The organism is Pseudomonas sp. ASL7, from assembly GCF_056680375.1.
In genome coordinates, this window is record NZ_CM155279.1 from 4,630,142 (window position 1) to 4,641,356 (window position 11,215).

Here is an 11,215-nt window from a genome sequence, read left to right on the forward strand (position 1 = left end):
CACTCGTCCCTGTTTACGGCTGCGGCTGAACCGCCGCCGGATCAAGCTGCTGATAAGGTTGCAGTACGGTTTCGCGTTGCTCGCCCAACACCCAGGCGAACCCCGAATACATCACCACCAGGCAGACCGCAGTGAACAACACCACCATCCACGCCGGCACGATGCGCACCAGGCTGCGGCGCTGATCGTTCAGGCCTTCCCAATGCGGCGACAGTTCGCGGGACACGTCGCCGCGCAGCTGACGAATCTGGCGATACAGGGCGTCGCGGAGGCCTTCGAGTTCGAGCATGCCGCGCGCCTGCACGCGGTACTTGCCTTCGAAACCGAGGGACAGACACAGGTACATCAACTCCAGCATCGGCAGGTGCTTGACCGGATTTTTCGACAGGCTTTCCAGTAGCTGGAAGAACTTCTCGCCACCGAAGGTTTCGTTGTGGAAGCTGCTGAGCAGGCTCATCTGCGACCACTCGCTTTCGTTGCCCCACGATGTGGTGACGATGGCTTCGTCGACCACGGTGCAAAGTACATAACGGGCAGTCATCATCTGGCTGCTTTCGGCACCGTTGTGCAACGCACGCACTTCAAACAGTTTCACCGCGGCGGTCAGTCCCTCGTTGAGCCCATACAGGTCTTCGCGGGTGTCGCTGCGCTTGAGCCGCACCACTTCCGACAACAGATCCGAGGCTGCGGCCACCAGCACGTTGAGGCTGAAGTTAAAAGACTCCGCCGGGCTCGAATGCGCGGCGTAGATCATCCGTTCCGCCAACTGCTCGAAACGTGGCGTTGCAGCGAAGTCTGTCAACGGGCTCGAAGCAGGGCCGTGGCCCTGGCGGTCGAGCAGGACGGTTTTATCGTCCTGATAGTGTTCCATGTCCTTGGTCATGTCAGTCAGTTCCTGATGGCCCAGAATTTCAGTTCAAGCTCGGCAAATTCGCCGGACACGTGGAACGCGAAGCCACCGGAGCGCTCAAGTTGTGCCAGGTCTTCGGAACTGGGTTCGAGGATGAAATAGGTTTTGTTGGAGTGGAACGCGATCTGCCGTGGGGCCACCGGCAACGGCTTGACCTTGATGCCGGGTAGATGCAGGTTCACCAGTTGGCGGATGTGCTCCACCGGGCCGATCTTCAGGTGCGCCGGCAAGCGGTGTCGCAGCTCTTCGGAGTCGCAGTTGGCGCTGGCCGCGAGCACGAACGAAGCCGAGCCCAGCAGTTTGTGGTCGTGCAACGGCGAGACAGTGATCCCGTACTGACGCGCTTGCAACACCAGCTCGATGGCGTGCTGTTCGAGCACCATCGACAACACCTGCCGAATCGCTTCCATCAGTTTGCGGAAGCTCGCGCCCTGGTCGCTGTGCTGGTAACGGCTGTCCAGACGCGGGCGTTTGCTGTCACTGGAGAACGTCGCCAGATCGCCGAGCATGGTCAGCAGCGTGCGGTACAACTCTTCCGGATGAACCTGTTCCAGACCGAGGTAGTGACGCAACAACAGCTCGGTGCGATTGATAAGTTGCAGCATCATAAAATCGCCGACTTCCGCGCCACCGACCTTGCCGTTGGATCGGATGCGGTCAGCGATGGTGTCGCCGCGATGGCCGAGCATGCTGATCACTTCTTTCAGGCAAGACAGCAGGTAGCTGGAAGAATGCGCCTGAATATAGGTCGGCACGAAATCCGGATCGAGGCTGACCACGCCGTCAGGCGTGGTGTCGAGCACGTCGCAGATTTTCAGCTTCACGTAGGCCTGATCACTCAGCTGCTCACCGAGCAACAACTTGAAGTCCGGACGAGCGCAGCTGACCTGGCTGGCGGAATCGTCGCCGGCGTTGGAGTTGGCGACTTCCGTTTCATACGAGGTGTAGCGGGCCAGCACATCGGACTGCTCCGGACGACGGGATTCGATGTGGTTACCAGTGACCAGTGGCAGCGTCAGGTAGACCGGCGTGTTGCCGGTGTTCGGCGGCACGTCGAGCGCCAGAGGCTCGGTGTTGCCCCCGAGTTCGAACAGGCTACCGTCTGGCAAAATCCCCGAGGCCTGGCTGATGACCAGTTTGCCCATATTGAGGAACTGCAAGTCGATGTCCAGGTTCAGGAAGCCCCAGGTGTAGCTGCCCAGTAACTGCGTGCGGGTCTTCATCTGGTAGTCGTAATAGCGATCGCTGTGCTGTAAGTGCTGCGGACGCAGCAACATGCCTTCCTGCCAAATGACTTTATGAAAACTCATGATCTGTCATCCGTCTTGGCCAGCGTATCGTTGCTGTTGCGAATGCCGGTCTGATCGAGGGTCATATCAGCGGCGGTGACACCCACCGGCGTGACTTTCACCGTGTAGCGCCATTTGGTTTCCGGCAGATCGCGGTAAGCGGCAAGGACGCCAACGTAGCGGCTACCCTGTTGCACGCTGAGCTTCATCTCCACGGTTTCACCCGGGCGCAGCTCGATTTCTTCACTGGCTACCAGGTCCGGGGCCAAGGACTCCTTGGCGCGCTCGTAGAGGCTGAAGAAGTCTGCGTTTTCGAACGTCACCGGATGTTTGAGCTCGAACAGGCGCACGACAATGGGCGACGGACGCCCGTTGAGGTCGGGGTTCAGTTGATCGCTGGCCGTGATCTTCAGGTTAAGTTTGGTGACGTGGGAATACGGCGACAGCGACGAGCAGCCGGCCAGTAGCAGCGCAGCGATCGCCGTCAGCGTCTTGTAAAAAGCGATCGAACAACGAGACATGCGCATCATCCTTGGTGGTCGGTGTGAAGGGTGGAAATCAGGCGGATTTGCTCTTCGTAAGCTTGGGCGAAGTCGCGAGCCAACAGGCGCTCGCTCCAGTCATCGTCCTGACGCAGGGCCTGGTGATACCGACCGTATGCTCTCCAGCGGCTGCCCGACGTGGCCAGCAACGGCTTGTTGTCGCGTTCGAAACGCAGGGTCAATCGCTGTGGCGAGAAATGCTCCAGCGTGCCGCGAACGGCGGCGCGGCTGGCAGTCAGCAAGGCCACCTGATGCGCCTGCAAATCGCGGAAGGCACGGGAGATCGACAGCTCGGCCGGCAATTGGCCCGGCGTGTTCGGCTGCAACAAAACGCCCAGCGCGTCACCGGCATCGACCGCAAATTTCAGCGGATTTTTGTGAGCGCCTTGCACGGTGGTCTGGGCCAGACGCAGTTCGTTTTTCAATTCGCTGCGGGTACGCAGGCTTTGCTGCAAACCACCGACGCTTAGCTTGAGCAAGCGCGCTGCGCTCAGCGCCAGGGCTTCGCGGGCATCGTGGTCGAGGTCTTTGAGGTCCACGCCAAGCGCCGCTCCGAAGTGCTCCCAAAAACCTTCGTTTTGACGCTCGGGCGCTTTCGGTTCCGGGGCTGGCGCGGGCTCAATCGGGGCATCGATCAGCTCCGGAACCGTCAGGCTTTCCATGTCGATGCGGGCGTAATCGGCACGCTGTTGGGGCTCCTGACGCGGTGTGTTGAGGGCACTCAGCTCGTCGATTTCCGAGAACGCACGCTCTTGCCGGTCGAGCATGCTCAGCGGGTCGAGGTCGAGGAACGCATCGTCAGGAATGACGCTGCCCACGGTCTGCGGACGCCCGACTTCGGTGTCAAACGTCGCGGGATCGCGGACCAGCCGCGCACGGATCTCGAAGTCACCGAGCACGTAGACGCTGCCGTGCTCAATGCGCATGGCTTCGCCCTTGCGCAGGCGCACGCCGCTTTTGCTGTCCTGAATACCATTGCTGCTGGTATCGGTCAGGAAATACATGCCTTCGCGGTAAGTGATCAACGCGTGGTGGTTGGACAGATGACGTTTGCGGTCCGGGATGATCCAGTCGCAATCCTCGCCCCGGCCGATCACGCCGCCGGCCTGCTTGAAGGTCTTCCGACACAAATCCGTAGGCACGAACTGCTTGGTGTTCAGCATTTCGAAATCCAGTTCCATGATGATGCTCCTTGCGGTCACTTGCCGCGATTGACCGCCTGCGGATCACCCAATGGGCGATAGGTGTTGTCGTTGAATTTGTAATTGCCGCAACAGCCGCCGACACCGCATAGAACGACGAGTGTCAGCAAGACGGCGTGCCAGTGACGAACAGACATCAGAGGGTCTCCAGAGGTAGACAAAGCACGAAGCACCGACCCGTTCGGGCGGCACTATCAAAAGCAAATGAGATAGGGTTTTCGGCTCTGGCCATAGGCTGAAAGCCAAGCACCTGTGGTGAGGGAACTTGCTCCCTCGCCACAGGGGTTCGCCGATAGACATTGAGATCAGCCATCGAATGCACCGAAATTGATATTCAGGCGCCCGAGGCGATACAGCAGCGTGCGGCGCGGCAACCCGAGTTCGCGAGCGGCGCGAGTCTGGTTTCCGCGGTTTTTGCGCAGGCAATCGAGCAACAGATTGCGCTCGATCTGTTTCAGGTATTCGCGCAGGTTCAGGCTGTTGTCTTTCGGCATGAGGTCCCTGCGCAACGAAAAATGCTCGACCAGCAACTCGCCGCCTTCGCACAGCAACACGGCGCGTTCGATCAGGCTTTTGAGTTCGCGCACATTGCCGGGGAAGGCATACCCGGACAGTTGATCCAGTGCCGCATCGGACCAGCGCACCGCCTCTCGCTGCAGGAACGAACAGGCCTTGTCGGCGAAGTGCCGAGCCAGGTCGAGGATGTCGCCTTCACGCTGACGCAACGCCGGTAACTCGATCGGAAATTGCGCGAGACGGTAGTACAAGTCCTCGCGGAACTTGCCTTCACTGACCAACACCGACAAATCACGGTGCGTCGCGGCAATGATGCGCACGTCGATCGTGTGGGTGTCGTTGGACCCCAGCGGGCGGATCTCGCCTTCCTGCAATACGCGCAGCAACTTCGCTTGCAGGGACAGCGGCATGTCGCCAATTTCATCCAGCAACAAGGTGCCGCCATTGGCGGCATCGAACAGCCCGGAGCGGTCGCGGTCGGCGCCGGTGAAGGCGCCTTTGCGGTAGCCGAACAACTCGCTTTCCAGCAGGTTTTCCGGGAACGCAGCGCAGTTCTGCACGATGAACGCCTGGGAACGTCGTGGGCCACCGTCGTGAATTGCCCGTGCGACCACTTCCTTGCCGGTGCCAGTCTCACCGCACAGCAGCACGGTGTAGGGGCTGTGCATGACTTTGCTGATCAGCGAATAGGTCTGGCGCATGGCCGAACTCTTGCCGATCAGACCATAGCCGCTGGCGTTTGGGACGCTGACCTTCGTCGGTCGTGTATCAGCGGTCGGTTGACGCAAACGTTGCAGCAAATGCAGTTGGCCGAGCACGAACGAACCGAGTTGACCGAGGGAATCGGCAAAGCCTTGCAGCTCGATGTGGCGACGACTGGCGCATACCAGCAAGCCTTCGACAGCCTTCTGCCGATTGACCAGCGGCACGCACAGCAGCGACTGCCAAGGCGTGGCCTGCGGCGGGAGGAAGCTGGTTTCGTGCAGGCTGCCGCTCAACTCGCTGAGGGACACCACGCGGTTCTGGCACAGGGCGAATTGCAGCAGTTGTTCACCGTTGTAATCCGCCGGCAGGTTCGCCGCGTCCCGGGGTTGCACAATCCCGTTCAGGCACTCGGCGTTCATCCCCAGGCACGTGTGAGTCGCATCCAGCAGGTACAACTGTGTCAGCTCGCAGCCGCTGAGCTCGGCCAAGCCACGCACAAAATCTCCCAGCAGCGCCGCGCCATCCGCCGCCCGCGACAGATTGCCGAACTGCGTCAGCAAGGCTTCGGCATAGACCAGCGGTTGCGGCACCTGAGTGAACATCACACCTACCACCTCAGGCGAACTCACAGATCACGCTAGCGTGGCCGTCGAGCGTCGCGTGGACACTCTTGAGGCGTTCGCCGGTGGCCATCGCATCGAGCAAACGGTCAGCCACCCGCGGCAGCACGTGCAGATCAAGCAAGTGATCGATCAAACGAGCGCCGCTGTCGCTTTGGGTGCAGCGTTCGGCCAAGTGATTGACGAGGTCCTGGGAATAGGTGAAATCCAACTGCCGGCGATTCAATCGCTCACCCAAACGGCCGAGCTTGATTTCGATCAACTCGCGCAACACCGGGCCACCGACCGGGTAGTAAGGCACCACGCGCATGCGTGCCAACAGCGCCGGTTTGAAGTGTTTGCTGAGCACTGGGCGGAGGGTTTCTTCAAGCACTTCGGCGGTCGGCCGCGCGCCGTTTTCGCAGCATTCGCTGATGCGATCACTGCCCAGGTTCGAGGTCATCAGGATCAGCGTGTTGCGAAAGTCGATCTCGCGCCCTTCCCCGTCGTTGGCCACACCTTTGTCGAAGATTTGATAGAACAGATTCAGCACGTCCGGATCGGCCTTCTCGACTTCGTCCAGCAGCACCACCGAGTACGGCTTCTGGCGCACGGCTTCGGTGAGCATGCCACCCTCGCCGTAACCGACGTAGCCTGGCGGTGCGCCGATCAGCCGAGAGACCGTGTGTTTATCCTGAAATTCGGACATGTTGAGGGTGGTGATGAAACGATCACCGCCATACAGCAGGTCAGCCAGGGCCAGCGCCGTTTCTGTCTTGCCGACCCCGCTCGGGCCGACCAACAGGAACACGCCGACCGGTGCATCCGGTTTGCTCAAGCCGGCAGCGGTGGCGCGCATCGAGCGATCCAGCGCATGAACGGCTTGTTCCTGACCACGAATGCGCGTGCGCAGGTCGGTGGCGAAGCTCGCGATTTTGGCGTTGTGCTCGCGGGCCAATTGCGCCAATGGCACGCCGGTCCAGGCGCTGATCACTTCAGCCACCAGACGCGGACAGACTTCGAAGCTCACCAGACGCTTTTTGACGTGAGCATCGGTCAGGGCACGGTGGGTTTCGTTCAGCGCAGCTTCAAGGATCGCGACGTTGTCCACGGGTGCTTCGAGGGATTCGATTACGGTGCCTTCAGCGTCGCCCTCGCCCGTGATGGTTGGTTCGACAACAGCGGCTTCACGGGCGTTGGCCAGTTGCTGACGCAGTTGCAGCAAGCGTTCGGCCAGTTCCTTCTGTTCGATCCAGAGGGTTTCCAGGACGACCCTTTCGTCTTCGGCGGCCTCCAGACGATCTTCCAACGCATCCAACGCTTCGTGGTCGATCTGCAAGCCTGCTTCGGCGTCACGGCGCAGCGCTTGCCGCTGACGGCCACCTTCGGCCAATTCGCCACGCAGGCGCTCAAGACTGTCCGGCGCGGCAGCAAGACTGATGCGTACACGGGCACACGCCGTGTCGAGCACGTCGACGGCTTTGTCCGGCAGCTGACGACCCGCGAGATAACGAGCCGACAGCTCGGCCGCTGCAACCACCGCGTCATCGCGCAGGTAGATGCCGTGGCTCTTTTCGTAAACCTGAGCCAAGCCACGGAGTATGGTCACCGCTTCGTTGACGGTCGGTTCGTGCAGTTGCACCGGCTGGAAACGACGGGCCAGGGCCGGGTCTTTTTCGAAGTACTTCTTGTACTCGGCCCAGGTGGTGGCAGCGATGGTGCGCAACTCGCCACGAGCCAAGGCTGGTTTCAGGAGGTTGGCTGCGTCGGAACCGCCGGCATTGCCCCCCGCGCCAATCAGCGTGTGAGCTTCGTCGATAAACAGGATGATCGGTTTCGGCGAAGCTTTGACTTCGTCAATCACGCCTTTGAGGCGACGTTCGAATTCACCTTTGACGCTAGCACCTGCTTGCAACAGGCCCATGTCCAGCGACAGCAATTCAACGCCTTTCAATACGTGCGGTACTTCACCCGCCGCGATGCGCGAAGCCAGGCCTTCGACGATGGCGGTTTTACCGACGCCCGCTTCACCGACCACTATCGGATTGTTTTTGCGCCGACGAGCGAGGATGTCGACCATCTGCCGGATCGCGTCATCGCGGCACAGCACCGGGTCAAGCTTGCCGTCGCGGGCCTGTTGGGTCAGGTTGTGGGTGAAGCGCTGCAGCAGCGATTCGCCCGGCACCGCGGGTCTACCGCTGACCGCTTGTTCTTTCTGCGACAGCGCGAATGCTTTCAGGCGCTCGACGTTCAACTTGGCGAGCAACAACTGATAGCGACTGCCGGCGTAGCGCATCGGGTTGCGCAGCAGCGCGAGGATCAACGCGGCTTGCTCGACCTGGCTCTGGCCCAGTTCAAGGTTGGCCACAAGCAACGCGTCTTGCAGCCACTGCACCAGTTCCGGGGCGAACACCGGGTTGCGCGAAGCGCTGTGTTCGACCCCGGACTGCAGCGCGGCGCTCAGTTCTCCGGCATCTACTTCGGCATCTAGCAGTGCACGTGCGAGCAGGCCTTTCGGGCGTTCCAGCAGGCCCAGCAGCATGTCTTCGATGAGAATTTTGCTGCCGCCACGGGCGACGCAGCGTTCGGCAGAACTTTCCAGGTCTCGGCGGGTTTCGGCGTCCAGTGCCTGGATAAGTTGTTGCAGGTCTACGTTGATCATTGTTCATCTGTCCTTAATGAATTTTGCTGCCCAGGGTCACCACGCCGTCCGCTTTTTCGCGGCCGAGCCAACTGGTCCATCCCAGGCGACAGGCGTTCTGCTCACCAATGCGTAGTTCGCGGATCTCTTCCTGGCGCAACACCAGGCGAATGTCGTAATCGAGCGGGTCACGCAAGGTGAACCGCACCAGCGCGCACAGCGGCTGGTAGCCGAAACCGATCGGCAGGAATTCGTGAAAGCGTTGCCAGTCGAGTTCGCGGATGTGAATGCGAAATTTGCCACTGCGGTCGCGCACCTGTTCACCCAGCACCAGGTCTTCGCCGAGCAGGCTGTTGGCGCGGCCCAAACGATTGCGTTGCTCCTCGAGAATGGTCACGCGACGCTCGATGCACTGCTCGATGGTCAGTTCAGCGTGTTTGAAGTAGTAACGCAGCACCGCTTCGATCAGCGCCGCCGAGTGCGCGCGCAAACTGAGCAGGCCGAGGTACGGCAGCAGGCGTTTCCAGTTCAGCTCCCGGGCCCTGCGGATCTCTTCACCACCGAGGCCGATCAGCGCGAACAGTTGTGAAGAAAACGGGTCTAGCGCGCCACTCTGGAAGCTCGCGCGGTAGCGGTACTTTTGCCAGATCGGCAGCATCAGCCGTTGCAGGCGATGGTGAAAAAGGTCGAGAAAATTGCGGGTCGGGTTGCCATCTTCGCTGTCGCCCAAGGCCTGCTCACTGTAGAACGCCGGCAGCGGCGAACCGGAGCCGACCAGGCCGATCAGGTTGAAACGCAGGCGTGCGCGCATCTGCCCGTGTTCTTCGAAAAACTCCACGCGATCAACATCGCTGCCAGGGAAACCCAGGCTCGGGTTGGCCTGAAACTCCAGCTGGTCGTACAGATCGTCTTCGCTCAGGTACGGGTGTGCCTCCCGCAGCCGGTCAACCACCAGCAGGACGGCCTGAAACAGCGAGTACTCGCGTATTACCCGACTCAGCCCGCTTAAAGCAGCGGCTGCAGGCCCATGCGTGGTGTCCATTGGTAAACCTCTCCTTGCGTACTTGTTACCCGCAGCTCGTGGTACGAATTGAGGCTGGCGTAAAGCGCGAAAAACTCGTTAAGAACCGAAGCGAACACGAACAGATCGCCCTCGCCGATATACCCTTGCGGGTCGATGGTCAGTTCGGTGCGCAACCCGCGTACTGGCAACCCTCGGTGCAAACGATCGACGTGTTGATGCTTGATCGACTTCAGTCCATCCAGTAGGCGTCTACTGACCTTTTCAGCGTGTTGGTCGTAGTAGCGCGGCAGGTCGTAGGTTTCAAGAATCACCTTCAGCGCATTGACGTCGGCCAGCGACAGATAGTTAAGCGACATGTTGCTGATCAGCTTCCAAAGGAAATCGTGATTCAGCGGCGGCGCGAAACTGGACGTAGCCGGGGTGATGTTGCGGAAACTCAGAAACCCGGGGGTCCCTTCGCAAGCCTGACTGATATCGCCGGGCTTGAGCTTGCGCGGCAGGTTCTGATTGGTGCACATCAGCTCGACCGACAGGGTTTCGTGGGCTCCGGTGTGGCGGATGCCGAAGCTCAAGTGGGTGTCGAGGCCGTCGTGCAGCGACGACGGACGCTGGCGAATGCTGTAGTGCGGGCGGCGGGGGGGCACGTCGAAACTCGGATCGTGCTCGAAGGATTCGAACGGCACGTACTCCTGATAACCGAGGCCACCGGGGTTCCAGCCGGTCACGGTTTCCACCGAAAACACACCGCAGTTTTCCAGGTCATATCCGGCTGGGAGCAACAGGTATTCGTCCTGCTTGCCGTCGAGGCGGATTGGCGATGCATCGTGCTGGAACAGGTTCACGATCGGCGTGCAGTAAAGCTTCACGTTGTCCAGGGTCGGGCGTAGACGCTGGATACCACTCTTGCGGATGTCGAAGCGCAATTCCAGACCGCGCATCTGCTTGAGCGTGTCTTGCGGCAGCGCCTTGAGCAGGTCCAGGCCGTTAATGTCGACGAACAGAAATTTGTCCTGGAAGGCGAAGTATTCCTGCAAGTAGCGATAGCCGCGGAAGGTGTTCAGTGGGTACGGGATCAACGCCTCTTCTTCGGCAAAACCCACCGGCTGTACGCGGTTGCCGGGGATCTTGAAGGCCATGGGCAGGTCGTTCACACCCAGGATGGGCTTGCCGTCGCCGTCCAGCGGGATCAGTTCGATACCTTCCAGGTTGCGCAACAGGCTGAGGTACAGCATCTGGCTGATGTAACGCTCGCCAGCAAAGTGCAGACGCAGGCGACTGAGCTGCAGTTCACCGAGATGGCCGTCGGCGCTCATTTCCAGACGCAGGCTCAACAGCGAACCGTCGCCCTTCACCGAGTAATTCAGCGCGGCCAGATTCAATGGCAAGACTTCGGTTGGGTAGCAGGTGCGAAACCGACAACGCACGCCATCGATCGGCACGCTCTCGACCGGCGTTTCACGCTCGACCCTCAACGCAGGACCCGAGCGCTGCAACGGGTCGAACTGCAAAATGCTGAACGCCGGCAGTGGCCGCATATAGTTGGGCCACAGCAATTGCATCAGCGAGTGGCTGAGTTCTGGTAGCTCGTCGTCGAGCTTCTGGCGCAAGCGCCCGGTCAGGAATGCGAAGCCTTCAAGTAACCGCTCTACATCCGGATCCCGCCCGGCCTGACCCAGGAAAGGCGCCAATGCCGGGCTACGCTCGGCGAATCGGCGACCTAACTGGCGAAGTGCGGTGAGTTCGCTCTGGTAGTAGTGGTTAAAGGACACGCGCAATACCTGTTTGTC

9 protein-coding genes are annotated in these 11,215 nt (G+C 60.5%); all 9 read right to left on the reverse strand.

Annotation, left to right across the window (positions count from 1 at the left end):
* Window positions 1-13 precede the first annotated feature (13 nt).
* Entirely contained in the window at window positions 14-883 is an 870-nt protein-coding gene (gene icmH, locus AC1MDT_RS21485) for a type IVB secretion system protein IcmH/DotU (RefSeq protein WP_480418844.1), read from the reverse strand.
* A 5-nt stretch (window positions 884-888) separates the two neighbouring features.
* Window positions 889-2,220, reverse strand: coding sequence for a type VI secretion system baseplate subunit TssK (gene tssK / locus AC1MDT_RS21490; RefSeq protein WP_480418845.1), 1,332 nt, complete (start codon window positions 2,218-2,220; stop codon window positions 889-891).
* A complete protein-coding gene (gene tssJ, locus AC1MDT_RS21495) occupies window positions 2,217-2,720 on the reverse strand; it encodes a type VI secretion system lipoprotein TssJ (RefSeq protein ID WP_480418846.1) in 504 nt (167 codons plus the stop codon). Before tssJ ends, tssK begins: the two co-directional genes overlap by 4 nt.
* 5 nt (window positions 2,721-2,725) lie before the next feature.
* Window positions 2,726-3,922 (reverse strand): type VI secretion system-associated FHA domain protein TagH, encoded by a 1,197-nt coding sequence (gene tagH / locus AC1MDT_RS21500; protein WP_480418847.1) that lies wholly within the window; start codon window positions 3,920-3,922, stop codon window positions 2,726-2,728.
* A gap of 17 nt (window positions 3,923-3,939) precedes the next feature.
* Window positions 3,940-4,080, reverse strand: coding sequence for a type VI secretion protein (locus tag AC1MDT_RS21505; protein WP_480418848.1), 141 nt, complete (start codon window positions 4,078-4,080; stop codon window positions 3,940-3,942).
* A gap of 168 nt (window positions 4,081-4,248) precedes the next feature.
* Window positions 4,249-5,766 carry a sigma-54 interaction domain-containing protein gene (locus AC1MDT_RS21510; RefSeq protein WP_480422841.1) on the reverse strand — a complete coding sequence of 506 codons (1,518 nt, stop codon included), beginning with the start codon at window positions 5,764-5,766 and terminating at the stop codon, window positions 4,249-4,251.
* A gap of 13 nt (window positions 5,767-5,779) precedes the next feature.
* Window positions 5,780-8,425: a type VI secretion system ATPase TssH gene (tssH, locus tag AC1MDT_RS21515; protein ID WP_480418849.1), complete on the reverse strand. Its 2,646-nt coding sequence runs from the start codon at window positions 8,423-8,425 to the stop codon at window positions 5,780-5,782.
* Window positions 8,426-8,438: 13 nt separating this feature from the next.
* Window positions 8,439-9,446 (reverse strand): type VI secretion system baseplate subunit TssG, encoded by a 1,008-nt coding sequence (gene tssG / locus AC1MDT_RS21520; protein ID WP_480418850.1) that lies wholly within the window; start codon window positions 9,444-9,446, stop codon window positions 8,439-8,441.
* Entirely contained in the window at window positions 9,410-11,197 is a 1,788-nt protein-coding gene (gene tssF, locus AC1MDT_RS21525) for a type VI secretion system baseplate subunit TssF (RefSeq protein WP_480418851.1), read from the reverse strand. The genes tssG and tssF overlap by 37 nt, the downstream gene beginning before the upstream one ends.
* Window positions 11,198-11,215: the final 18 nt, after the last annotated feature.